This is a genomic window from Vibrio sp. 2132-1 (genome assembly GCF_033344315.1).
This window is the reverse complement of sequence record NZ_JAWPON010000002.1, coordinates 23,392-48,336: the sequence shown is the minus strand read 5'-3', so window position 1 is coordinate 48,336 and position 24,945 is coordinate 23,392. Positions and strand designations below refer to the sequence as shown.

The 24,945-nt window shown below is 44.5% G+C and carries 26 protein-coding genes and 1 other RNA gene; 11 read left to right on the top strand and 16 right to left on the bottom strand.

What is annotated here, in order from left to right; translation table 11 throughout:
• Positions 1-26: 26 nt before the first annotated feature.
• From R8N47_RS01965 to rpoE, 4 genes are read right to left on the bottom strand one after another with little or no spacing between them, the layout of a single operon-like run.
• Positions 27-497 (bottom strand): SoxR reducing system RseC family protein, encoded by a 471-nt coding sequence (locus tag R8N47_RS01965; protein WP_005384575.1) that lies wholly within the window; start codon positions 495-497, stop codon positions 27-29.
• Between the two features lie 2 nt (positions 498-499).
• Positions 500-1,459 (bottom strand): sigma-E factor regulatory protein RseB, encoded by a 960-nt coding sequence (gene rseB, locus R8N47_RS01960; RefSeq protein WP_005380941.1) that lies wholly within the window; start codon positions 1,457-1,459, stop codon positions 500-502.
• Positions 1,456-2,082, bottom strand: a complete 627-nt coding sequence (locus R8N47_RS01955; protein WP_005380944.1) for a sigma-E factor negative regulatory protein — start codon at positions 2,080-2,082, stop codon at positions 1,456-1,458. The genes rseB and R8N47_RS01955 overlap by 4 nt, the downstream gene beginning before the upstream one ends.
• Positions 2,083-2,108: 26 nt before the next feature.
• Positions 2,109-2,687 carry an RNA polymerase sigma factor RpoE gene (gene rpoE / locus R8N47_RS01950; protein ID WP_005380946.1) on the bottom strand — a complete coding sequence of 193 codons (579 nt, stop codon included), beginning with the start codon at positions 2,685-2,687 and terminating at the stop codon, positions 2,109-2,111.
• Between the two features lie 554 nt (positions 2,688-3,241).
• On the opposite strand from rpoE, the gene nadB reads away from it, so the two are divergent.
• On the top strand, positions 3,242-4,855 hold the full coding sequence (gene nadB / locus R8N47_RS01945) for an L-aspartate oxidase (protein ID WP_064354313.1): 1,614 nt from the start codon (positions 3,242-3,244) through the stop codon (positions 4,853-4,855).
• A gap of 22 nt (positions 4,856-4,877) precedes the next feature.
• Here nadB and R8N47_RS01940 read toward each other — a convergent pair whose 3' ends face one another.
• Together R8N47_RS01940 and R8N47_RS01935 are read right to left on the bottom strand one after the other, a co-directional pair.
• Positions 4,878-5,339, bottom strand: coding sequence for a protein YgfX (locus R8N47_RS01940; RefSeq protein ID WP_230623489.1), 462 nt, complete (start codon positions 5,337-5,339; stop codon positions 4,878-4,880).
• Positions 5,308-5,568, bottom strand: coding sequence for a succinate dehydrogenase assembly factor 2 (locus tag R8N47_RS01935; protein ID WP_005380951.1), 261 nt, complete (start codon positions 5,566-5,568; stop codon positions 5,308-5,310). Before R8N47_RS01935 ends, R8N47_RS01940 begins: the two co-directional genes overlap by 32 nt.
• 189 nt (positions 5,569-5,757) lie before the next feature.
• Here R8N47_RS01935 and ygfZ point away from each other — a divergent pair, with 189 nt between their 5' ends.
• The 3 genes from ygfZ to R8N47_RS01920 all read left to right on the top strand — a co-directional run bounded on the left by ygfZ (position 5,758) and on the right by R8N47_RS01920 (position 8,037).
• Positions 5,758-6,726 carry a tRNA-modifying protein YgfZ gene (ygfZ, locus tag R8N47_RS01930; RefSeq protein WP_054577171.1) on the top strand — a complete coding sequence of 323 codons (969 nt, stop codon included), beginning with the start codon at positions 5,758-5,760 and terminating at the stop codon, positions 6,724-6,726.
• Positions 6,719-7,192 (top strand): aminoacyl-tRNA deacylase, encoded by a 474-nt coding sequence (locus tag R8N47_RS01925; RefSeq protein ID WP_005384562.1) that lies wholly within the window; start codon positions 6,719-6,721, stop codon positions 7,190-7,192. Before ygfZ ends, R8N47_RS01925 begins: the two co-directional genes overlap by 8 nt.
• Positions 7,193-7,830: 638 nt before the next feature.
• Positions 7,831-8,037, top strand: coding sequence for a DUF1107 domain-containing protein (locus R8N47_RS01920; protein ID WP_005380970.1), 207 nt, complete (start codon positions 7,831-7,833; stop codon positions 8,035-8,037).
• Between the two features lie 65 nt (positions 8,038-8,102).
• Here R8N47_RS01920 and R8N47_RS01915 read toward each other — a convergent pair whose 3' ends face one another.
• Genes R8N47_RS01915 through R8N47_RS01905 form a run of 3 tightly spaced genes read right to left on the bottom strand, consistent with a single transcriptional unit; the run spans position 8,103 to position 11,123 of the window.
• On the bottom strand, positions 8,103-9,311 hold the full coding sequence (locus R8N47_RS01915) for an FAD-dependent 2-octaprenylphenol hydroxylase (RefSeq protein WP_033907445.1): 1,209 nt from the start codon (positions 9,309-9,311) through the stop codon (positions 8,103-8,105).
• Positions 9,312-9,342: 31 nt separating this feature from the next.
• Positions 9,343-10,521, bottom strand: a complete 1,179-nt coding sequence (gene ubiH, locus R8N47_RS01910) for a 2-octaprenyl-6-methoxyphenyl hydroxylase (protein ID WP_005380974.1) — start codon at positions 10,519-10,521, stop codon at positions 9,343-9,345.
• Positions 10,522-10,544: 23 nt separating this feature from the next.
• Entirely contained in the window at positions 10,545-11,123 is a 579-nt protein-coding gene (locus R8N47_RS01905) for a YecA family protein (protein ID WP_005380976.1), read from the bottom strand.
• Between the two features lie 249 nt (positions 11,124-11,372).
• Here R8N47_RS01905 and R8N47_RS01900 point away from each other — a divergent pair, with 249 nt between their 5' ends.
• The 5 genes from R8N47_RS01900 (at position 11,373) to serA (ending at position 14,696) form a co-directional block, all read left to right on the top strand.
• Positions 11,373-11,681: a cell division protein ZapA gene (locus R8N47_RS01900; RefSeq protein ID WP_005384553.1), complete on the top strand. Its 309-nt coding sequence runs from the start codon at positions 11,373-11,375 to the stop codon at positions 11,679-11,681.
• A gap of 8 nt (positions 11,682-11,689) precedes the next feature.
• A non-coding RNA gene (ssrS, locus tag R8N47_RS01895) (6S RNA) lies at positions 11,690-11,874 on the top strand.
• Positions 11,875-11,879: 5 nt separating this feature from the next.
• The gene (locus R8N47_RS01890; RefSeq protein WP_005384552.1) at positions 11,880-12,479 is read left to right on the top strand and encodes a 5-formyltetrahydrofolate cyclo-ligase; all 600 of its coding nucleotides are present in this window, start codon (positions 11,880-11,882) and stop codon (positions 12,477-12,479) included.
• A 53-nt stretch (positions 12,480-12,532) separates the two neighbouring features.
• Entirely contained in the window at positions 12,533-13,189 is a 657-nt protein-coding gene (gene rpiA / locus R8N47_RS01885) for a ribose-5-phosphate isomerase RpiA (RefSeq protein ID WP_005380982.1), read from the top strand.
• A gap of 274 nt (positions 13,190-13,463) precedes the next feature.
• A complete protein-coding gene (gene serA, locus R8N47_RS01880) occupies positions 13,464-14,696 on the top strand; it encodes a phosphoglycerate dehydrogenase (protein WP_017821632.1) in 1,233 nt (410 codons plus the stop codon).
• A gap of 71 nt (positions 14,697-14,767) precedes the next feature.
• On the opposite strand, the gene R8N47_RS01875 is transcribed toward serA, so the two are convergent.
• Together R8N47_RS01875 and R8N47_RS01870 are read right to left on the bottom strand one after the other, a co-directional pair.
• Complete coding sequence (locus R8N47_RS01875; RefSeq protein ID WP_005384550.1) at positions 14,768-15,460, bottom strand: oxidative stress defense protein; 693 nt, start codon at positions 15,458-15,460, stop codon at positions 14,768-14,770.
• 208 nt (positions 15,461-15,668) lie between these two features.
• Positions 15,669-16,565 carry a LysR family transcriptional regulator ArgP gene (locus R8N47_RS01870; protein WP_005380990.1) on the bottom strand — a complete coding sequence of 299 codons (897 nt, stop codon included), beginning with the start codon at positions 16,563-16,565 and terminating at the stop codon, positions 15,669-15,671.
• Positions 16,566-16,712: 147 nt separating this feature from the next.
• On the opposite strand from R8N47_RS01870, the gene R8N47_RS01865 reads away from it, so the two are divergent.
• Positions 16,713-17,342 (top strand): LysE/ArgO family amino acid transporter, encoded by a 630-nt coding sequence (locus tag R8N47_RS01865; protein ID WP_031780897.1) that lies wholly within the window; start codon positions 16,713-16,715, stop codon positions 17,340-17,342.
• Positions 17,343-17,368: 26 nt separating this feature from the next.
• Positions 17,369-17,851 carry a YbaK/EbsC family protein gene (locus tag R8N47_RS01860; RefSeq protein WP_005380994.1) on the top strand — a complete coding sequence of 161 codons (483 nt, stop codon included), beginning with the start codon at positions 17,369-17,371 and terminating at the stop codon, positions 17,849-17,851.
• Between the two features lie 47 nt (positions 17,852-17,898).
• Here R8N47_RS01860 and mscS read toward each other — a convergent pair whose 3' ends face one another.
• The 5 genes from mscS to R8N47_RS01835 all read right to left on the bottom strand — a co-directional run bounded on the left by mscS (position 17,899) and on the right by R8N47_RS01835 (position 24,864).
• On the bottom strand, positions 17,899-18,765 hold the full coding sequence (gene mscS / locus R8N47_RS01855) for a small-conductance mechanosensitive channel MscS (RefSeq protein WP_005380995.1): 867 nt from the start codon (positions 18,763-18,765) through the stop codon (positions 17,899-17,901).
• 424 nt (positions 18,766-19,189) lie between these two features.
• Positions 19,190-20,266, bottom strand: coding sequence for a class II fructose-bisphosphate aldolase (gene fbaA, locus R8N47_RS01850; protein WP_005380996.1), 1,077 nt, complete (start codon positions 20,264-20,266; stop codon positions 19,190-19,192).
• Positions 20,267-20,420: 154 nt separating this feature from the next.
• Positions 20,421-21,581: a phosphoglycerate kinase gene (locus R8N47_RS01845; RefSeq protein WP_005384547.1), complete on the bottom strand. Its 1,161-nt coding sequence runs from the start codon at positions 21,579-21,581 to the stop codon at positions 20,421-20,423.
• 151 nt (positions 21,582-21,732) lie between these two features.
• On the bottom strand, positions 21,733-22,770 hold the full coding sequence (epd, locus tag R8N47_RS01840; protein WP_005384545.1) for an erythrose-4-phosphate dehydrogenase: 1,038 nt from the start codon (positions 22,768-22,770) through the stop codon (positions 21,733-21,735).
• Between the two features lie 135 nt (positions 22,771-22,905).
• Positions 22,906-24,864: a ligand-gated channel protein gene (locus R8N47_RS01835; protein ID WP_021034033.1), complete on the bottom strand. Its 1,959-nt coding sequence runs from the start codon at positions 24,862-24,864 to the stop codon at positions 22,906-22,908.
• Positions 24,865-24,945: the final 81 nt, after the last annotated feature.

Below are 24,945 nucleotides of genomic sequence, written 5' to 3'. Positions count from 1 at the left end.
TAACCTTTAGTGGAGGGGGACAGCACTTACTGGATTGGCTCTCCAAGTACCCGAACGAGGGTAACTTGGCGCTTGGATTCATCTTCTAACGGACGAGAAACACGTTTTGCGATCCACATTCCACCAGCGGCAAACAATACCGATGCCAATATGATGATGCCTTCCCCGCCGGCTGTCAGCGGCGCTAATAGGAAGTGACCAAACATCGCACCGATAATCAAACCAAACAATGGCAGTAAATAAACCGCCATTGCTGATTTTATTAGGCTCGACTCAGGAAAACCAATCTCGACGACTTGACCTATTTTCACCGATTTATCCGTGCGCAGGTGCCAAGATAAACTCTTGTTACCAATGGCTTTAGTAACAACGCCCGTTCCACAGCTTTTCTGTGAAGAGCAACTACTGCAACTGGTCTGCTGTTCGCAACTTAAATCAATTTCGTATTGCTTGCCGCGACGATGCACGTCTGTCACGGTAGCCAACGCGGTCATCATTGTTATTTACTCTTTGTTACATTAAATGTGACTGATTGGGCGATACGCTGTGCTGTGGTCGGTGGAATGTCTCCTACAACAGAGATTTCATGTTGACCGCTCACAAAACTGTGTAGCGTTCTTCTGCCTTGGCGAACCAACTGCCCTTTTAACGAATGCTCATCCTTGTTTGCTACGTAAACAGAGAAGCTAAACAGACCATCAGAATACAGCTGGCTCTCCACCATTTGGTTAGTAACGGCCATACGATAGCGGTTGAGCTCGTTCGGCTCGAAACCCTCAGGGATCCAACCAACCTGCCAATTACTGGTCCCAATATCGCCTTTTGGCATGGTGAGAACAGCAGGTAATTGAACATCTTGCAGGCCACTCATTAACTCTGCGATTTTTGGGTTTACCGTGTAAGAAATAGTGCGATATTGTTCAAGCATTTCACCATCGCGGTCCACAAGGTCGGCACGTAACGGCAATTTACTCTTTTCATCGATCCATAGTACGTATGAATAGCGCAGACCGTCTTTAGGAACAATACGCAGCACTTGTGTTGCCACACCAGCTTCACGAGCTCTACCCACTTTTACATAGTCGTAATACAAGTTTAGCTCATCGATATTGGTGTTGAGCATAGGCATAGTCGGAGCGACCATTTTACCTGACTCGATGGTGAACGGTTCTAAACCCGTTTCGATATAACTTACTTCAGTTCCGCGACGAATCACTTCACGCACTGGGCCACTTAAGTAGACAAGATGAGCATATTGATCGTCACCATGCGTGGCATGACGATACAGCAACGGCTCAATGCTGTTCTTTTTGATAAGGATATAAGAGAGTTCGTAACTTAAATTCTTACTCGCCTCGCTCATTTGATGCAATAAAGCCTCCGCTGGCTTATCACCAGCAAAGGCTTGAGAAGACATCATACTGAACAGAGCGCAAGCGCTGATCAGAAATTTTTTCATTCAATATCCGGATTCAGATTTGCATCTTGTTGAGATGCATCACTGTTAATTCGTAACTGCAATTCGTAGTCTCGCAGCATAGCATGAACACGCTTGCGCTGCTCTTGCATATTTGCCTCGCCTACAGAACGTTCTACAGACTCACGAGTCAAACTCACTGGTTCTGCGCTGCCAGCAAACGGAACCGTCTGCAATACAGGTAATTGATCTGTTTGCGGCGACATTGAATCGCTACCACCGTACTGCTGTACACCTAAAATAACAACAAGCGATACACATGCAGCAACAGCAACTTGACCAAACTGCGTCAACCAACCTGGCAACTGACGTTTTGCTTTTTGCGGTTCTGGTTGCGACTCTTTTGGCGTATCCGCAATTGAGATAACATTTGCACTGTGCGAATCAAACGCACGGTGTGCAGGTTCATCTTCTAACGCTAACGCCACGCTTTCAGCAATATTCCACTCAGGTTTTGCTGGCGCTTCGCCTCGCATCACATCACCAATCAGGTGATAGTTCTGCCAAGCATCACGGCTCTCTTGGTCTTGCTCTAACTCTTGAATTAAAGCCTTATCGACCAATTCTCCATCCATGAGAGCTGAAAGTTTTTCTTTGTCAGCCATTATTTTCACCATAGTTATTACTTGTACTAGCGTTGCAAAAGAGGTCTGATTTTCTTTTCCACCGCCTCACGAGCACGGAAGATACGCGATCGTACCGTTCCTACCGGGCAATCCATCACTTCTGCAATTTCTTCATAACTCAAGCCATCGAGCTCTCGTAATGTCATTGCGGTTTTTAAATCTTCAGGTAAAGCTTCGATTGCACTGAACACCACCCGTTGCAATTCTTTGGACAACGTTAAGTTCTCAGGGTTCGATATTTCTTTAAGTGCACTACCTGTTTCGTAAAATTCAGCATCTTCAGCATCGACATCTGTCGCTGGAGGTCTACGCCCTTGAGCAACAATGTGATTTTTCGCAGTATTCACTGCAATGCGATACAGCCACGTATAAAACGCACTTTCCCCACGAAAGCTAGGGATAGCTCGGTAAGCTTTAATAAACGCTTCTTGTGCTACATCTGGTACATCGCCAGGATTACTAACGTATCTGGAAATAAGATTACATACCTTATTCTGGTACTTTGTTACCAACAGGTTGAATGCTTGCTTATCGCCATTCTGAACTCGCTCAATCAATACTTGATCGGTCAGCTGCTCGTTCATTCGAGCGGATACTCCTATTTGTTATGCCCCTACTCTTCTCAGATATGGGTACTAATTATGCAAAACGTAGTATTGACACCACTGCTTACTTGAGCACTATTGTGACCCTAACGTGAATGAGAAAGTTCCATGGTTTCTCAAGTTTTTTGTCATTGTTTTTTCACAGTGTGATGTCTGTACCCAAATGACCACCGCTGCCTGACTTTAGTCTAAGTTTGACAAGCGAGCATCTTGGAGGGAAATGGGTATAATGAATGATCTCTGTCCCAGATTGTGCTGGGTCGAGCATGGAAAAGCAATGGCATTGACAAACTATTACTTTTCATTTGCATGGCTAATGGCTATCTGAACACCGCGTTACAAATTATAACTTAGGAAGCATGCTCATGCTCTGCATGAAAAAGAAGAGTGGCTCAGTCACCGCAGTAACACGGACGTCGATAGGTCTCCCAACTTAGCCCTTAGCGACAGATGTCGCGATAATGGAATGCACATGGTGTGCAAATAATACACAAGGTAACTTTGTTACCTTAGCTTGGGATTATAAAAGTTATATGAACACAAATCGTGAACATGAGTGTGATGTATTAGTGGTAGGGAGTGGCGCGGCAGGTTTGTCGTTGGCTTTGCGCGTTGCTAACCACTGTAAGGTGATGGTGCTGAGTAAAGGACCACGCAGCGAAGGGGCGACCTACTATGCTCAAGGCGGTATCGCTGCCGTATTTGATGAGTCAGACACCATTGATTCACACGTTGAAGACACGCAAATCGCCGGGGATGGTATTTGCGATGAGGAGACCGTAAGGTTCATTGCTGAGCATTCAAAAGAGTGTGTACAGTGGTTGATTGACGGTGGTGTCCCATTTGATCGTGAAGAAGATGACTCTGACGATGAACCTCGCTACCACTTAACTCGTGAAGGTGGTCATAGCCGTCGTCGTATTCTTCACGCGGCAGATGCGACAGGTATGGCGATGCAAACCTCCCTGCAAGATAACGCTCATAACCATCCAAACATTCATGTTCTCGAACGTCACAATGCTCTGGACTTAATCACCGAAGACAAAATTGGCGGTGATAAAAACAAAGTTATCGGTGCTTATATTTGGAACCGCAACGAAGAGCATGTCGAAACCGTGCGAGCCAAATTTGTGGTTCTCGCTACAGGTGGTGCTTCAAAGGTTTATCAATACACCTCTAACCCAGATGTGTCGTCTGGTGATGGTATTGCGATTGCTTGGCGTGCAGGGTGTCGTGTGGCTAATATGGAATTTAACCAGTTCCATCCGACGTGTTTATATCACCCAGAAGCACGTAACTTCTTGCTAACTGAAGCGTTACGTGGCGAAGGTGCTTACCTGCGTCGTCCAGATGGTTCTCGCTTTATGCCAGATTTCGATGAACGTAAAGAGCTTGCTCCGCGTGACGTCGTGGCTCGTGCTATCGACTTCGAAATGAAGCGTTTAGGTGCCGACTGTATGTATCTCGACATCAGCCATAAGCCTGCTGACTTTATTACGAAACACTTCCCAACCATTTATTCACGTTTGATGGACTTGGGCATTGACATGACTAAAGAGCCAATCCCAATCGTACCTGCTGCACACTACACTTGTGGCGGTGTCATGGTGGATAGAAATGGCTGCACCGATCTGAAAAATTTGTATGCGATTGGTGAAGTTAGCTACACCGGGCTGCATGGTGCTAACCGCATGGCATCAAACTCACTTCTCGAATGCGTGGTTTATGCTTGGTCTGCGGCAAAAGATATTCTAAAACATCACACTAACGTTGAGCTACCTTCACAGTTGCCATGTTGGGATGAAAGCAAAGTAACCAATAGTGATGAAGAAGTGATCATTCAGCACAACTGGCACGAGCTTCGTCTGTTTATGTGGGACTACATGGGCATTGTGCGAACTGACAAGCGTTTAGAGCGCGCCTTACGCCGTATCCAACTGTTGCAACAAGAAACACACGAGTACTACAGCAATTTTCGAGTGTCGAACAACTTATTAGAACTGCGTAACCTTTTACAAGTAGCAGAGTTGATGGTTCGTTGTGCGATGCAGCGTAAAGAGAGTCGAGGTTTGCACTACACGCTTGATTATCCGAACCAACTGGAAAACAGCGGACCAACGATTTTGGTTCCAGCTAAACAGCTTTAACTCTACCAAGTAAACTATTACATCAGCAGGGAGCATTAGCTCCCTGTTTCATTTCCCATTGGCGTAATACCAAAGATAGTTGACGATACTGCTCATCGTCACAGCTATCACGCCAAATCGTAACACTACGGCCAGATTGCAATTGGAATGTTATCTTGAATGGTGATGCCGATGTATCGACTCGCTGTAAATGACCCTTTTCGGACTCAATATCTTCCGAGTATTCGCCATACTCAAGGGCATCAAACCTAACCGAGCCATCGCAGTGCACATACCAATGCCCATGACTTGTAGGTTGAACAAGGCCTTGGCTTGAGAGAGCCTTAACAATCAGTAATAACAAATAAGTCGATAATACGAGCGGAATGCTAGAGAAGATAACAGCCCAAGTCATCAATAAGAAAAGTACAACATTGAGGACTCGGGCAGTCAGAGAGGGAGAAGCAGTAAAATTAACGAACTTTGCTGAGGTTATGGGCGACAATTTTATCAACCATTGCTGCATGACCTAAATTTTCGCTACGGCCATGCCCCATTACCCAAGTAAACAGATCAGGATCATCGCATTCAAGTAAAGAAACAAAGTCACGCTGCTCTTGTTCACTCAGAGTATCAAAGCACTCTTCAAAAAACGGCATAATTACTACGTCAAGCTCAAGCATGCCTCGACGACAAGCCCATTTAATACGCGCTTTTTCTTCCGGAGTGTACATTCACTATTCCTTCATAGATGTCTTGTTGTTAGTGCGGAGTGTAACAAGGGATGTGCTACGTCACTAGTGTGCGGGTCACAATACGATAGTGAAAGCAGACAAATGTTGATTCGTAAATCGCTCCCCTAGTATCTCAAGGTTATTTGGGTATAACATAGCGGAAAAATATCTTCAAAAGGCATTGTAATTATGGAATGGCAAACTCGTTTTTCAGCATTACCTCTCTCAACTCAAGACGCACTTCCAGAGTTATCTATCTCACTGCTGGATAACTTCGGCATGATCACCATGATCGGTGATGATAAAAAATCATACTTACAAGGTCAGGTTACCTGCGATGTTGTTTCTTTAGAACAAGACCAATCAACACTGGGCGCACATTGTGATGCGAAAGGAAAAGTGTGGAGCGTGTTCCGCCTTTTCCATCATCATGATGGCTACGGCATGATCCAACCAAAATCGGCGATTGACGTAGAACTTAATGAAATAAAGAAATACGCTATTTTCTCTAAAGTAACGATTGAAGCTTCTGATGACGTTATCTTAGGTGTTGCTGGCGTCAAAGCCGACGAATTCATTTCAACAATGAGCAAGACAACTGGCAGCGTTCGCCCAGTTGACGGTGGCACAGCAGTGCAAGTTGCACAAGATCGCTGGTTACTGATATTAAGTGCGCCAGAAGCACAGCAAATCGTTGAAACTACCGACGCTGTCTTTACGACAAATGAGCTTTGGAATCGTTTCGATATTGAGGCAGGTTTACCATTTGTCTCTGCATCCGCGCAGAATGCTCACATTCCACAAGCACTTAACGTGCAAGCTTTAGGAGGCATAAGCTTCACAAAGGGCTGCTACACGGGACAAGAAACGGTAGCACGAGCGAAGTATCGCGGTACCAATAAACGTGCGATGTATATCGTAAAAGGTGCAACTTCTGCTCCATTCAGTGACGAACCAATTGAGCTCGAACGCAGCGTAGGTGAAAACTGGCGTTCAGTAGGTGCTTTATTAAATCACTACCAGTTCAGTGACAATCACGCGATTGGCCTGATCGTGCTGCCTAATAATCTCGATGAGGACACTCGTCTTCGTTTGGTTGCGCAACCAGAATGTGAATGGACAATCGAATCACTGCCTTACAGTCTTGATGATGAGTAATACAATCAATACTCCTTTGATGCAATTTCTCACAGACCAACACATTCCGTTTCGTCTGTTACCGCATCAAAGACCAGCAACCACCATTGAGGATGCCGCGCACCAACGCGGCATTCGCCCCTCTCAAATGGTGAAAGCAATCTTGCTACGAGACATGGGTAATCAATATGCACTCGCCTGTGCGCCAGGTGATCGTAGCGTTGATCCCAAAAAAGTGCGCTCGTTACTGAAATGTCGCCGGATGACTTGTGTTGATCAAGCCGATGTTGAGTCCATCACTGGTTACAAAATTGGTACTGTCACTCCTCTGCTACTAAAACGTCATATGCCAATCGTGTTCGACCCTAGCTTACTAGAAGAACAGGAAGTCACGATCAGCAGTGGCGATCGCATGGCTGGACTGGCGCTTTCTATCCAAGATCTTATCCAATTGTGTCAGCCGACCGTAGCTGAGATCTGTCGTTAATCGTCTAAAAACAATGTAATGACACGTAGTGTTTCTATCACTGCGTGATCTCGCTCATATCTACAAAAATAGACATGAGAATTTTTAATCACATATAAAACATAAATAGTCACAAAGATAAAACTCGTATATGCTGAATTTGTTGGTTAAGTTTCAAACAAGCACTTAACCAATATAAAGTGAGTCAGCTAGCTGAGTGACAGCATTCATGCAGTTAGTTATCCACTTTTGTGTAATGCATCTGTGACTATTCGCCCGCTGAAGCGGGCTTTTTTTTACGTGGAACTTTTTCTCTTTCATTTCCTCTAATCGTTAGAACGTAAAGTGTGTTACGCGAAGCACGACCTTAATAGAAACAACTAGCAAACAACCGTTTTCGTTCTATTCTTAATTCTGTAACAAAACTATTGCTTAATGCGTCACGTAAAAAGGAGTGTATTGGGTAAGGGTTCCTTTAGAGAGGTTATTTTTGGGGTAATCCTCACGCTATTTAAGAGATGACACTGTCAAATTGTCTAAGACAACACAATTCTCTGACGCAACACCCTACATCTGTATTTAATACTATTGCTGTCACAATAATTTTCGCGTCCAGAACGTAGAATACCTAGGCTAGGTTAGATAAAAGGAAAGTAAATATGAGACTGTTTAAGCGCTATACACCAAGTATGATTGCTAAACATATAAGTCGTCTTTTTAAAGGAAGAATTTATATTTACGGGGTCGGTAGATTCGAGTTTGATAACGGTAAGTTAATACTGCCGGAGAAAGCAGAGCAACGCCATTTCCGAGCGGTCAAAGAGATCAATCAAGAAATAATGAAACTCCGATGCGCATATGCTTAGCAAAATGTTGATAAAACAAAGGCTGGATTAACCAGCCTTTTGTGTATTTGAAGTTCGCTTTGCACTTACTGACGCGCCAGATCCGGCAAGTGTCCCTTTAAACCAAGCGCGCGCTTCATGATCTCATCTTTCGCTCCCGGCAGTTGCCCCGCTAAACTTAAGCCAATGCCACGAACGAGCTTCTTAGCTGGGTTCTCGCCAGAGAACAAATCTCGAAACCCTTGCATAGTAGCGATCATCTTTGCCGCTTCCGCTTTTCGCCAACGCTCGTAGCTTCTTAGGTTGCGTTTACTGCCGATATCTTGACCCTGCTTCCAAAGTGCTAATACTTCTTGAGCAAGACTGGCCGCATCTAATAAACCTAAATTCACACCCTGCCCCGCTAATGGGTGAATGGTATGAGCTGCATCACCAACCAGCGCGACTCGCTCGACGACAAAATCTCGCGCATAGCGCATTTTCAAAGGAAACGCAGCACGCTCTCCCACTACTTCACATAGACCAAGTCGAGCATCAAACTCACTCGTCAACGCTTTATTGAAATCATGTTCACTCATTGCCACTAACTGCTCTGCTCGATTTGGCTCCGTGGACCAAACAATAGAGCACATATCTGGTTGCGACATTGGCAAAAATGCCAACGGTCCGTGAGGAGTAAATATCTGGCGCGCAATGCTGTTGTGTGGCATAGCAGTTTTGACATTCGCGACCAAAGCATGATGACCATAGTCCCAATGCGTTAATGGAATATCCATTTGATGGCGAAGCCACGAATTCGCCCCATCGGCTCCGACCACTAATTTAGCGGTCATGGCTTGGCCATTATCGAGCGTCAGCCAGCTTTCTTGCTCACCGACCGCGAGAGTCGCGCAACGTGCAGGCATAAACATAGTGACGTTATCGAGCTTTTGGACTTGTTCAAGCAGCGCAAGTTGAATCACACGATTCTCAACAATATGCCCTAAATCAGGTTGTGCCATACTTTGTGCATTAAATTCAATGCTGGCAAAGCTATCTTGTTCCCATACTTCCATGCCATGGTAAGGCGAAGCTCGGCGCTGTTCTATGCCCTGCCAAGCACCAAGTTTACGCAAAATCGTCTCACTAGAGCGGCTCAGCGCAGACACACGAACATCGGGTAATTCTTTCAACGAATCATCTGGCACTTTACCTTCAATAACGGCGACACGCAGATCACTGTCTTTGAACGCGGCAGCAAGTGCCAACCCAACCATCCCTCCGCCGATGATGGCGATATCTACACTTTGCATCATTGCTTTTTATTACCTAATTCAGTGCGGCCGTTCATCGTTTTACCAAGCCAAGTGTATGGCGTAGTAGCGGCTGCTTAAAAATAGAAAGGTTATCCATCGCTGCTAAGGCAGTATTTCGGCCAATTCGCATCGCGGGTAAATCATTTGAAAAAACATGCACTAAGGCACTGGTTAGCCAAATAGTTTCGCTTCGATCTGCTTCTCTACGTTGACTAAAGCGCATCAGGCCTTGATAAAGACCCACATCCTCACTTTGCTGCACAATTTCTTCTGCTAGTGAGACTACATCGCGAATACCGAGATTAAAGCCTTGTCCAGCTATCGGGTGCAGCGTTTGCGCCGCATTTCCAACAATCGCAAAGCGATGTGAAATATTTTGCTTTCGATGGCGAAGAAGCAATGGGTAACTTGCACGGCGCCCCACTTTTTTCATCGCGCCTAAACGCCAACCAAAATCGTTCTGTAAACGCTGGAGAAATGCTTGATCAGATAACTCAAGAACGGCTTGGGCTTCTTCAGGGTGCAAACACCAAACTAAGGACATTCGATTGTCACTCATTGGCAATAAAGCAACAGGGCCATTCTCAGTAAAACGTTCAAAGGCTCTACCTTGATGAGGTTCTTGAGTCACAATATTGGCAATGACAGCCACTTGTTCAAAATCTTGCTCAGAAAGTTCTAGACCAATTTTCTGACAACAGGTCGAAACAGCACCATCTGCAGCCACCAGCAGTTTTGCTTCAAGTTGCTCACCACTTTTCAACGTCACATGGGTACAGTTTTGCTCGCGCTCGATATCGGTAACGGAGTCAGGACAAAACAGCGTAATTGACTCGCTACTGTCTAATAATTCTTGATATACACGCCCAACATCGGCTAATTCTACAACATACCCTAGAGCTTCAACCCCAACCTCTTGCTTGGTAATCTCCGTCATCCCAGCATGAGAACGGTCAGAAACGTGGATATGTTCAATGGGTGTGACAAACGGTTCTACTGACGTCCAGAGCTGTAGTTGACGCAACAGATTGACAGTACCGTAAGACAATGCGATTGAGCGAGAGTCAAAACCAGGGTGCATATCTGATTGTGCTTTAAAAGGCTCAACGACGGCAATGCGGAGCTTTCCCTGAGACAAATGGTCAATCGCCAATGCTAACGTTGCACCAGCCATGGCACCACCAGCAATGACTACATCATATTGCTTCATACTAACCTCTGGACGGTCTACGATTAGTGAATAGTAGGTTTTTTGTCGCTGCTTTCAGGACGAACACCAAATTCAGCATGAATCGTTAGTACGCAAGCTTTGATGTGCTCAATCACTTGCTCTAGCAATTGCGCTTGTTCACCAAGATCGTCATCTTCATCAATGCCTAATTTGGCAATCTCTTCTAGATCAGCCAGTGCTTCTTTAGCGTCATCAGATGCTTTGTTAAGCGCAACGCCTGCTAGACCTAGCCCAGAAATAAAGTGGTTTACAAAGTCGGACACACTGTCGGCTAATGCGAATAAGCCTTCTTCGCCCGGCTCATCTGGCAATAGTAAAGACAGCTCCATTGATGTGCCAGTAAGCTCATTAACAGTAACGTTGAATATGCTCTGAGCAAAAGTGAGTGCTGTCGAGGGCCACCCCATCCCATCATTGGTGTAGTCAAAGAGAATCGGCTGCCAAGTTTGATCATTGATCGCCAATCCACCACTTAACATGCCAACAAATAAGCCATGTAACTCCGCCGGTGTCACAGCCAGGCTTGCCGATTGCAGTTCAGCAGCAATAGATTGGTATTCAGGAAGGGTGATTTCACTCATAACTTGGCTCATTCTTGCGTAATAATGTATTGGTATATCCTACCATCAAGGTTAGTGGTCTGAAACGGCTATCAAATTCAATTTTGGACAGCATTTGTTCAATTTGCCCAATTCCTGTGTGATCTCGTCATCATTTCTCTTTCTGTGATGGGAAATGCTTGAATCTTAATAGCGGTTTTCCTATAGTTTGCTCCTCGGTAGTTGTATGAAGCAACACCTTAGATAGCGCGAATATAGAGTTTATTCATCATGAGCAATCAAGCGATCGACGTTGAAATATTAGGCAAACTTACACGAGTGAATTGTCCGACAGGACAAGAAGAGTCTCTTGTTGCAGCGGCAAAAGATCTGGATCGCCGATTGAAAGAAATGAGCGAACGTACTAAGGTAACCAATGAAATCCAACTGCTGACCTTTGCTGCATTGAATATTTGCTATGAGTTGCACACCAAGTCATACGAATCCAATGGTCAACAGCAAGAAATTACTGAGCGAATGGAAAAGCTCACCGCGTCTTTAGAGAACGCACTAAGCAAAGTTACGCAAGGACAGCAGTAAATACAAAATTTACCCTGGGGTGTGCGTCAGCAGGATTTAAGTCCCTGAGCCGATAAGCAATACCTAAGGGTTAGTATTTGGTAACTATTGAGCAAGCTCGGCATGCACCGAGAAGCCTACGGTTGTCATTGCTGATCCGCCTTGAACCAGCTGGTTCAAGGGCCACAATCCTCAACGGCACCCTGGGGTATTCTCTCTATGTCAGACCTCTCTCGACAAGACTTCCGCAAACTGATTCGTGAAAAGCGCAACGCTCTGTGCAGTGATACGCAATACCAAGCGGGAATCGACCTTATTACTCAATTTTCCCAACTTCCTGAAATCGATCAGGCGCAACATATTGCCATCTACCTTTCTGCAGACGGTGAGCTTGATACTAAACCGCTCATTGAATGGTTATGGCAACAGGGAAAATCGGTTTATCTGCCCGTCATCCATCCCTTTTCTAAAGGTCAGTTACTGTTTCTTCAGTATATAAGTGATGAACAGCTCGTCTACAACAAGTACGGCATCTTAGAGCCCAAGCTCGATATCAGACACCTCAAACCCGTTCGCCAGCTTGATTTAATCTGCACGCCTTTAGTTGGGTTCGACAGTATCGGACACCGCTTAGGCATGGGCGGAGGGTACTACGATCGCACTCTATCACGTTGGTTTATAACTGGAGAGGGAGCTAAACCTGTTGGTATCGCTCATGACTGCCAACATGTAGAACGCTTACCAATTGAAAGCTGGGATATTCCATTACCTAAGATCGTGACCCCAAGCCAAATATGGCAATGGGAAAGTGACAAGTAAGCCGCTATAATCACGCCCGCAAACGTTAACGAACATCTATTCAGGAGATTGGCATGACTCAAGATGAAATGAAAAAAGCGGCTGGTTGGGCAGCACTAAAATATGTTGAGAAAGGCAGCATTGTCGGTGTTGGTACTGGCTCTACCGTGAATCACTTCATCGATGCACTAGGCACTATCAAAGATGATATTAAAGGTGCAGTGTCTAGCTCTGTCGCTTCAACTGAGCGCCTTAAAGAGCTTGGTATTGAAGTATACGAGTGTAACGATGTAATGAAGCTGGATGTGTATGTTGATGGCGCAGATGAGATCAACCCAGCACGTGAAATGATCAAAGGCGGCGGCGCGGCTCTGACTCGTGAGAAAATTGTCGCAGCAATCTCTGATAAGTTCGTATGTATCGTTGACGGCACTAAAGCAGTTGACGTACTTGGCCAGTTCCCATTGCCTGTTGAAGTAATCCCAATGGCACGCTCTTACGTGGCTCGTGAATTGGTAAAACTAGGTGGTGATCCAGCTTACCGTGAAGGCGTTGTGACTGACAACGGCAACGTGATTCTGGATGTGCACAATATGCAAATTACCAACCCGAAAGAAATGGAAGACAAAATAAACGGCATCGCTGGTGTGGTGACTGTGGGTCTTTTCGCTCATCGTGGTGCAGACGTAGTGATCACTGGCACACCAGAAGGTGCAAAAATTGAAGAGTAAATAACAGCCCAAAATGAACCTATCTGGTTCACTTTTCTGTTATTTCATTACATACGGTGCTGAAAGGCACCGTTTTTTATTCCTTTCTATAAGAAAATTATCTCTTATTCCGTAATTTTCTTACCCAAAGCAATTTTTTTTTGTTACTTTATTGAACAGAAGACGCACAGGGAAACGTTTGTCTTCCTACAAAACTGTTAATTATCCCCTTTTTAATAGTTTTGCCCAATGTGCGCCACATTAGCCCACCTTTCCATTTTAAGGACGAGAAAAAATGGCCAAAGTTTCACTGGAAAAAGAAAAGATTAAGATCCTCTTGTTAGAGGGACTCCACCCTTCTTCAGTTGAAGTTCTTCAAGCAGCTGGTTATACCAACATTGAATACCATAAAGGTTCCCTTCCGGAAGAAGAACTAATTGAAGCAGTAAAAGACGTGCACTTCATTGGTATCCGCTCCCGTACGAACCTATCCGAAGAGGTAATCAATGCGGCGAACAAGCTGGTTGCAATTGGCTGTTTTTGTATTGGTACTAACCAAGTAAACCTAGATGCAGCAGCAAAACGCGGTATTCCTGTCTTTAATGCACCATTCTCTAACACTCGAAGCGTGGCAGAGCTTGTACTTGGGCAAATCCTTTTACTAGTGCGTGGTATTCCTGAAAAGAATGCACTTGCACATCGCGGTATTTGGAAGAAAAGTGCAGACAACTCTTACGAAGCTCGTGGTAAGTGCCTTGGCATTATCGGATACGGTCACATTGGTACGCAGCTTGGTATTATTGCCGAAAACTTAGGTATGCGCGTTTACTACTACGATATTGAGAACAAACTGTCCCTTGGTAATGCGACGCAAGTACATACCATGAGTGAACTATTGAACAAATGTGATGTGATTTCTTTGCACGTTCCCGAAACACCGGAAACGAAAAACATGATGGGTGAAGCTGAATTTGCTCGAATGAAACCAGGTTCCATCTTTATCAACGCGGCACGTGGCACCGTTGTGGATATTCCTGCACTTTGCCATAGCTTAGAAGCTGGTCACCTTGCCGGCGCTGCAATTGATGTATTCCCAACTGAACCAAAAACGAATGCTGACCCGTTCGAGTCTCCTTTACAAAAATTCGATAACGTCATCCTCACTCCACACGTTGGTGGTTCAACACAAGAAGCACAAGAAAATATCGGCTTAGAAGTGGCGGGTAAACTGGCTAAGTACTCTGATAACGGATCGACACTTTCAAGCGTAAACTTCCCTGAAGTGTCATTGCCAGAACACAGTGGTGAGTGCTCTCGTCTGCTTCATATCCATAAGAACCGTCCTGGTATTCTAACTCAGATCAACACCATCTTTGCTGAAGAAGGCATTAACATTGCCGCGCAGTACCTACAAACAGCCGCTGAAATAGGCTACGTAGTGATCGACGTTGAAACTGAACGAGCAGAAGAAGCTCTAACAAAGCTCAAAAACATTGAAGGCACAATCCGTGCTCGTATCCTGCATTAAACTGTGAAATAGAAATGACAAAGGCAGGGGTTGTAACTCCCTGCCTTTTGCTTTTTACTGTTTGCTAAGCCTTACTTTAGCTTATAAATGACATCGACTTGATCGCGAATGATCATGGTTGAATCTTGGTAGCTATTCGCTCCTTCTTTACTATCCATCGCCATTGAACGCATTAACACAGGCTGAACGTGCATCTGTCTGTAATTGATCTGCCATACATCGCCCAACTTTTTCTCAAAACCAGTCGCTAATGACCCTGCTTTTTCTCTTGCGTCCTTAATCGCAGCCATTCGTGCCTTTTGCTGATACTCGGCTTGGTTGCTTACCTTAAGTTGAATATTATCAACCTGATTAATTCCCGCTTCTAACGCCATATCTAGGTATTGGTTAAGGTTTTTCAGATCCGTCACCGTGACATCAATACTGCGAGATGCTCGATACCCAACAAGTTCTGCTTTTCCTGATTTAGGGTAATGGTACTGAGGAGCAAGGTATAAATTCGAGCTAGTAATATTGTCTTTTGACAAGCCGGCATCCGATAAGCTTTTTAGAAACTCTTCAACGGTTTTATCTACGGACAATTTCGCTTGTTCGGCCGTCATTGTCGTATCGACTACTTTTACAGAAAACGTAGCCATATCAGGTGTGGCCGTCACTTCGCCATACCCCGTTGTCGTAACATGAGCAAACTCTGGCGTATTCGCCAAAACTGAAGCACTGGTAAGGCTGAGTGCTGAAGCCAGCAAAAATGAATACAATTTCATTCAATAAATCCATCCATACAAAATTAAGTACTTAATCTCAGATTCCAACATCACTATCATGGCTGAGAAAGCGTGTGGTTTCATAATAGAAACTTCCGCCGATTATCCAAGCACCCATAGTGACTTCTAACACAACTTTGACTATGTAACATTGGCGTAATTTTTAAACAAAACACACTTAAGTTAACGATATGCAGCTCTGACGAACTTATTGAGGTAGATGCTGCTGCGCATACCCCACTATCGCATGTGAGATTTCTTGTAGTACCCCAGTTTCTAACTGCCAGTGGTGCCAATAAATCCGATGGGACATTAAAAAACCTGGAGTCACATCAACCAACACACCTCTGTCTAATTCGTCGGTAATTTGCAAGCGGGGGATCAAGCAATAAGCTACACCAGCTAACGCCACTTTTAGAAACGCTTCAGAACTACTGATGTTGTGATGAATAACGCTGTCAGGATTGACGTTAAAGTGCTCGGTAAGAAATGTTTTATGTAGATCATCATATTGGTCATATGAAACGGCCGGTGCTTTTGCCAATGTCTGATTATTTACGCCTTTAGAAAAATAACGCTGATAGAACTCTGGGCTCGCGACACAAACATAATCGATGCGACCTAAATAGTCTGCTCTGCATCCGGGGATTGGCTGGGACTCCAAGCTGATCGCTCCTGTCACTTCGCCACTTTTGAGTTTTTCAATAGAGCGGTATTCACCATAGATAGTCAGTTTTAGTTCAACTTGACGCTGCTTCATAACATTTTGCAGCGCTGGCAGTAGCCATGTTGCAAGGCTATCTGCATTAGTCGCTAAAGAGAGTTGCACAGGTCGCGTACTGGTATCATTTTTTAGTTCGGGGAGAATTTCATGCTCTAGCAAGCGTACTCGCCGATAAAGACCCAACAATTTTTTACCAATTGGCGTTGGCTTAGGTGGCTGGCTTCGAATTAAAACAGGCTGCGCGAGAAACTTCTCTAACTGCTTGATACGTTGAGAAATGGCGGATTGAGAAACAAATAAATGCTCGGCAGCACGCTCAAAGCTACCCTGATAAACTATAGCGTCTAATGCCTCAATCCATTTGTAATCTAACCCTCGCATACCTTTCCTCTCACTCCTGATCAAACGCCTCCCGTTAAATTAGTCTATCTAATGTAAGATTAAAATCATTAATTATACTTATTTAGATAAACGCTTTATCTTTCCCTTTTCTGTAAATGTATTTGTTATTTTGAAGTGAGGTGAAGTGTGAGCTTGTGGGTTCTATTGCAAGGTTTTGGTTTAGGAGCATCAATGATCATTCCGATCGGCGCGCAAAATGCGTATGTTTTGAATCAAGGCATAAAGCGTAACCACCATCTAACAACCGCCACTATTTGTAGCGTGCTAGATATGATTTTCATCTCTCTAGGTATCTTTGGTGGTGGTGCAATTCTGTCTCAAAATGAAATCTTACTGACGTCGGTGACACTTGGCGGTATTGCTTTCTTGAGCTTCTATGGACTGCTCTCGCTAAAAAGTGCTTTTAAGCCAGAGAGTGAATCGGAATCAAAAGGGGAGATCGTAGCTCGAGGTCGTCGAACGGTTATTCTAGGTGCGTTAGCTGTCACTGTGCTTAATCCGCACTTATATTTAGATACAGTCGTTATTCTAGGTTCGATCGGTGGACAATTTGAAGGCCATGATCGCATTGCTTTTGCACTAGGTACGATTATGGCTTCCTTTGTTTGGTTCTACACTTTATCGATAGGAGCAGCCAAACTAGGTCCAACACTCTCTCAACCAAAAGTGAAAAAAACCATCGACATTGCAATCGCAATGATGATGTTCACAATAGCATATATCTTAGCGAGTGAGCTTATTGATAAGTATTGGTAATCACCAGGTAGTAAGGCAGCAAAGACATGGAGTCACTAAAACGTATTTATAACAACAATAGAGAGCGATTCAACGCGCTCTCTATTCCTTTTCGGGAATGGCAGCACGAAGCCATTTTAGACTTTGAGACAGATATACGCATTGCGAGAGAGCTTGGTTGGACGGGTACGCATACCAAAAGCCTCTTTTTAACACTCAAAGGACAAGGTTACGCGGTTTATCTGACAGATAAGGACTCGCGCCTCGATGCCAAGCAGATTAAAGCGATTACAGGTAAACGTCCCTCTATTTGTAATGACGATGAAATGGTCGAAGTGTTAGGTTGCGTACCCGGCGCGGTTTGCCCAATAGGCTTACCGGAATACATCACTATCATTGTTGATACCAATCTCTATCAACATCAAGAGTTGCTGTATACGCCTGGCTTACCTGAGTTCACATTTGGATTTGCAGGTAAACATCTAAAACGCCTCTTACTTGCTGGTCATCACACCCTTTACGAAATATAAAAAAGCGAGGCCTATTGGCCTCGCTTTTGAATATCGACTGCTTTTGATTAAGCGTCGACTTTGTTCAGGTGAACATCCATTTGTGGGAATGGAATCTCGATACCATTTTCATCCAATGCTTCTTTAATACCTTGCATTGCATCAAAGTATACGCCCCAGTAATCTGCAGTTTTCACCCATGGACGAACCACAAAGTTAACTGAAGAGTCCGCTAACGTAAGTACACCAATTGTGATATCTGGGTCTTTCAAGATACGTGGATCTTTCTCTAGCGTCTCACGAATCACTTTCTTCGTTAGTTTAAGGTCTGCTTTGTATGAAACACCAATCACTAGGTCGACACGTCGTGTCGCATGGCGAGAGTAGTTAGTAATGGCACCGCCGATAACTGAAGAGTTAGGCACAACAACCATTTTGTTGTCTGGTGTTTTTAGAACGGTTTGGAAGATTTGAATTGCTTCAACACTACCCGCTACACCACCGATTTCTACGTAGTCGCCTGATTTGAATGGACGGAACGCAACAATAAGTACGCCTGCTGCAAAGTTTGATAGTGAACCTTGTAGTGCAAGACCAACAGCAAGACCTGCCGCACCAATCACAGCAACAACAGAAGCGGTTTGAACTCCTAATCGACCAAGAGCCGCGATTAGCACGATTACAAATAGCAAGTAACGAACAAGACCGTGAATAAATTCAACGACGGCCTTATCCATGTTTTTCTTTTCTAGTACTTTAGAAACACTACCAGCGACTGCCTTAACGATAAGATTACCGATAAACAGAATAAGCAGCGCAGAGATAATGTTCACACCGTACTGAACCAGTAGATCTGAATTGTTTGTCAGCCAAGTTTCAGCCTGAGTTAGACCATCCGTTAAAGTGGTATCGATACCCACCGATTCACCTGCCATAATTCTTATCCTCAAAAATAAAGAGATATAAATCCAATTGCCGTTAATTTATGAACCTTGTTTTTTAAAGGCTCTTTTCTAAAACAACATCCCTATTGCTCCACTGAACAGTGTCAGATTTTTGGCACAATATCCCAACTCTGACTTTTTTCAAAGTCAGAGTTTCGCAAAGATATGCAAAACAAGACTTTATCAGAGCTTTCTGACACTGACTTGTTACAGGTTACGCAATGCACTCTGATTTCGCCACTCTTAAGACTGATATTCCCATGTTTTCTTTAAAAAAACGTTAAAGGTGAGATATCTCACTAGCAAATACAACCTAACGCATAAAAATATCGGGAGAAAGCAGCGGGGAAGAAAGTGATAGACATAAAAAAACCCGCTCAAAGAGCGGGTTTTTAAGTAACTTAATCAATAACGATTATAGTACGTCAACTGCGTTAAGGTCAGCAAATGCTTGCTCTAGACGAGTAACCATTGAAGCTTGGCCTGCACGTAGCCATACGCGTGGATCGTAGTACTTCTTGTTTGGTGCATCTTCACCAGTTGGGTTACCGATCTGACCTTGTAGGTAATCGTGGTTTTCAGCTTCGAACTTACGGATACCATCCCAAGTAGCCCACTGTGTATCAGTATCGATGTTCATTTTGATTACACCGTAGCCGATAGATTCACGGATTTCTTCTAGAGAAGAACCTGAACCGCCGTGGAATACGAAGTTTAGAGAGTTCGCTGGAAGACCGAATTTCTCAGAAACGTGCGCTTGAGAATCACGTAGGATAGTTGGAGTTAGTACAACGTTACCTGGCTTGTATACGCCGTGTACGTTACCGAAAGATGCTGCGATAGTGAAACGGTGGCTGATTGCGCTTAGTTTCTCGTATGCGTATGCAACGTCTTCTGGAGAAGTGTATAGCTCAGACGCATCCATATCAGAGTTGTCAACGCCGTCTTCTTCACCACCAGTACAACCTAGTTCGATTTCTAGAGTCATGTTCATTTTAGCCATGCGCTCTAGGTACTTAGCAGAAATTTCGATGTTCTCTTCTAGAGACTCTTCAGAAAGGTCGATCATGTGAGAAGAGAATAGTGGCTTACCAGTTTGCGCGAAGTACTCTTCACCAGCGTCTAGTAGACCGTCGATCCAAGGAAGTAGTTTCTTAGCTGCGTGGTCAGTGTGTAGGATTACTGGAACACCGTAAGCTTCAGCTACAGCGTGAACGTATTTCGCACCAGCAACAGCACCTAGGATTTGAGCTTCTTGACCTTCAAGTTTTAGACCTTTACCAGCAAAGAAAGCAGCGCCACCGTTAGAGAACTGAACGATAACTGGAGCTTTAACTTTTGCAGCTGCTTCAAGTACTGCGTTTACAGAGTCAGTACCCACACAGTTTACTGCTGGAAGTGCAAAGCTGTTTTCTTTTGCAACTTCAAATACTTTCTGAACGTCATCGCCAGAGATAACACCTGGTTTTACGAAGTCGAAGATCTTAGACATGGATGTAATCCTATTTATCTGTCGTTTTTAAACAAAACTTGTTAAGTTGAAAATCTTGCAAACGTTTGCTCACAACTGAGGCTATTCTAGCAGAGTTCCTCACACGTTGCAGCAAACAAGAAAGCGGGAGAATCACTCCCCCGCTTTGCTTTAATTACTTAGCGCGTGCTTCTAGCATTTCTACTGCTGGAAGAACTTTACCTTCTACGAACTCAAGGAAAGCGCCGCCGCCAGTAGAGATGTAAGATACATCCGCTTTGATACCGAACTTGTCGATAGCCGCTAGCGTGTCACCACCACCAGCAACAGAGAAGCCTTCAGAAGCTGCGATAGCTTCAGAGATGCCTTTAGTACCTGCTTCGAAGTTCTTGAATTCGAATACGCCTACTGGACCATTCCATAGGATAGTCTTAGCGTTTTTAAGGATTTCAGCTAGTTCAGCAGTTGAATCTGGACCAAGGTCGAAGATCATGTCGTCGTCTTGTACTTCAGAAACGTGCTTGATTTCAGCTTCTGCGTTCTCGTCAAATGCTTTCGCACATGCAACGTCAGTTGCTACTGGAATTGCACACTCGTCCATTAGCTTCTTAGCTGTTTCAACTAGGTCTGCTTCGTATAGAGACTTACCAACGTTGTGGCCAGCAGCTGCGATGAATGTGTTAGCAATACCACCACCAACAACGAGTTGGTCAGCGATTTTAGATAGAGACTCAAGAACAGTTAGCTTAGTAGAAACTTTTGAACCACCTACGATAGCAACCATTGGACGAGCTGGCTTGTCCATTGCTTTGCCTAGCGCTTCTAGTTCGTTCGCTAGTAGAGGACCAGCACATGCTACGTCTGCGTGCATACCAACGCCGTGAGTAGATGCTTGAGCACGGTGAGCCGTACCGAATGCGTCCATTACGAATACGTCACATAGTGCTGCGTATTTCTTAGATAGCTCTTCGTCGTTTTTCTTTTCGCCTTTGTTGAAGCGAACGTTTTCAAGAACAACAAGTTCACCCGCATTTAGCTCTAGGCCATCTAGGTAGTCTTTTGCTAGCTTCACTTCGCAATCTAGTGCGTCGTTTAGGTAATTAACAACTGGTTGTAGAGAGAACTCTTCAGCGTATTCACCTTCAGTTGGGCGACCTAGGTGAGACGTAACCATTACTTTAGCGCCTGCTTCTAGGCAGTGCTTAATAGTTGGAAGAGATGCGATGATACGTGCATCCGAAGTTACTTTACCGTCTTTTACTGGCACGTTTAGGTCAGCACGGATAAATACACGTTTACCTGCAAGATCCAGGTCAGTCATCTTGATTACAGACATGATGTGTCCTCTCAAATATTTAATAATTAAAGTTTTTGAAAACTCGGCAACCCTGCCAAGCCTGTTAATTCTTCAAACTGGTTATAGATATGGAGATATTATGGATTTATTTCAAGGCTAGAAATAAAAATTCTCCATCACTTCTTCGTCATTACTGTTCCACTTGCGAAGAAGCTTGCATTGCTAAGGCAGTATCCAGCATCCGGTTAGCAAAGCCCCATTCGTTGTCGCACCAAACGAGCATTTTTACGAGTTGCCCGTTACTCACTCTAGTCTGGCTTCCATCCACAATCGCACTATGGGGGTCGTGGTTAAAGTCGATGGAAACGAGTGGCGATTCAGTATAGTCAACAATGTTACGTAATGTACACTGAGATGCGTTAACAATGGTTTGATTTACGTCATTAACTTTCACATTTGTACTAATTGTGACACTTAAATCCATTGCAGTGACGTTAACCGTTGGAACACGAACAGAAATTGCTTCGAATTTGTTGGAAAATTTCGGGAAGATTCTTTCAATCCCCTTATGCAACTTAGTGTCCACCGGAATAATAGATTGGCTTGCAGCGCGGGTACGGCGTAAGTCGTTATGATACGCATCAATTACTTGTTGATCGTTCATGGACGAATGAATTGTGGTAATGGTGCCAGACTCTATGCCGAAGGCTTCGTCTAATACTTTAATGATGGGAACGATACAGTTGGTGGTGCAAGAGCCATTGGAGACAACACGGTGCTCGTCTTTCAGAGTTTCGTGGTTCACGCCATAGATAATCGTATTATCTAGGTCGTTTGCGCCCGGGTGCGAAAACAGTACTTTCTTAGCGCCAGCTTCTATATGCGCTTGCCCATCGGCTTGCGAACCAAATACGCCAGTGCAATCCAAGACGATATCAACTTCTAAATCACGCCAAGGAAGTAATTCGATTTCGGAGAGGTGGAGAATGCGAATGGAATCATATTCACCGCTGTCATGATGAACATGCAAATGTTCTTGGTCATGGGAAATTTTTTTACCAAAGCGACCATGACTGGTGTCATATTGCAGTAGGTGTGCCATCGCCTCTGGCTGTGCTAGTTCGTTAACCGCCACAACCTTGATCTGCTGGTGTTTTCCGCTTTCATACACCGCTCGCAGAACATTACGACCTATACGTCCAAATCCATTGATCGCAACCTTTAGCATTTATCCTTCGCCCTACCAAAAATTTCGTGTTACAGATACTACCTGATCAGGCTGACAAACGCACCTGTTGAATCACAGTAAAGCAGGATTAAAAAAGGTCGAGACTATGCTCGACCTTATTACAACGATAGATAATTAAAATGCGACGTCTAAACCTAACCAGTAGCGACGACCATCTTCAATATATCCGTATTCTTCGTAACTGATTTCCTCGTCCAGCAAGTTATAGATAGCGCCTTTAATACGAGTATTGTCGGTTAACTGGTATGTCACACCGGCGTCCACAAAGGTATAAGCTGGCTCTACGATACTGTTTCTTGATGGGCCAGTAACCGGATCCATTTCTTTACCTCGGTACGTGACTTTCGCCCAGCTCTCTAGATCTGTTGTCGTTTGCCAAGTCACATCCACATTAAACAGATGCTTTGGTAACTGCTGCAGCGGCATGCCTTTGTATTCACCTGTTTTTTGCTCTGAGTCGGTAAATGTGTAGCTCGAGCTAAGGTAAATGGTTTCCGTTAACGGCGATGCTAAGGTCGCTTCAATACCTTGTGTGACGGCTTCATCCACGTTAATACGGTACGTTGGATCTGCGCCCCATTGGTTTGGACCATCAGTACAGATAGTGTCTGGACAAACAACACGTGTGATCTTGTCTTTGAATTCGTTATGGAACGCTGTCAAAGAGACATCTAAGCCAGAATCACCTTGATACAAGACGCTGATTTCTTTGTTTAGCGACGTTTCAGGGTCAAGATCTGGGTTACCGTAGATATTACCGCCACCACTGACTTGCGCCCAGCCAGGAGTAATTTCACGTAATTGTGGAGAACGGAAACCTGTTGCCACACCGCCTTTCACCGTCCAAGACGGATCAACTCGCCATACACCGTAAACACGCGGACTAAAGTGCGCGCCATAGTTTTCGTCATGATCTAGACGGCCACCAAGCGTAACGCTAAACGGATCAGCGATTTTCCATTCATCTTCAATGAAAATAGCCCACTGCGTATTCGATGTTTCAGTCTTCGATGACGCTTTGTTGGAGGTGAAATCCTCAAGCTCTGCATGAGTGGCGTCCACACCCGTCGTCAACGTATGGTTTCCGATACCAGTCACCAAGCTCGATTTGAACGTGGTGTTGGTGATCGTCATCTCACGAGATTTGTTCTCGCTCTCTTCTCGCTGTAAGTAAGTGTCTGAAATGCCAATCGAATCCCAATCACCGTTGTGGCTTACCGTTACGTAATTACGACGATATTCATTCAGTGAGTCTTCACACCCACCACGACACCCAGTGGTCGGCACTGAAAGGCCCACATTACCACGACGACTTTGTGCCGACGTGCCACCTTCTAATTGCACCGAGTGGCGATCATTAATCTGGTAAGTCAGTTTTGAAGAGATACTCTGCATATCTTTATCTTCATAACCGTATTCGATGTCATCTTCTTCTCTGGTTGTGTACTGACCATATACTTGGAGAGATAAATTTTCAGCCAACGGACCATTAACGAAAAAGTTCGCGCTCTGCTCTCCCCCTGAGCGGCTATTCTCTTGTAGTACCGTGCCCAGTTGAACATTACCTGTCCACTCTAGCGCATCTTTTCGTGTGATGACGTTAATCACACCACCAATCGCATCAGAACCGTAAAGCGTCGACATTGGGCCACGAATAACTTCGATTCGCTCAATCGCTTGAAGAGGAGGTAACCAACCTTGTTCGATACCAGGACCGTCACTATTTGGACGAGTTTCACGCGTGCTTTGACGTTTACCGTCGACCAGTATCAAAGTGTATTTAGAACCCATACCACGGATACTAATGTCGGTGGTATCACCACCACCTGTCACGACAACACCTGGCACACTTTTTAGTGCATCAGTCACATCGCGGTAATAACGGGAGTCCAACTCCTCACGTGAAATAACACTAATACTTGCAGGCGCGTCCGCTTGAGATTGCTCGTAGCTTGATGCAGTTACAACCACTGTTTCCATTTTAGAAACTGCATCATTGGCAAAAACATGAGGGACACTGACGAAGGCTAAAATACCAGTTGCGGTAATAACTGGCAGTCTAAGAGTAGACATCTACATCTCCATAATTGATAATGATTATTATTTTCGAAAGTGAATTATTCACAAATAGAATGAGATGCATAGTGAGAGTTA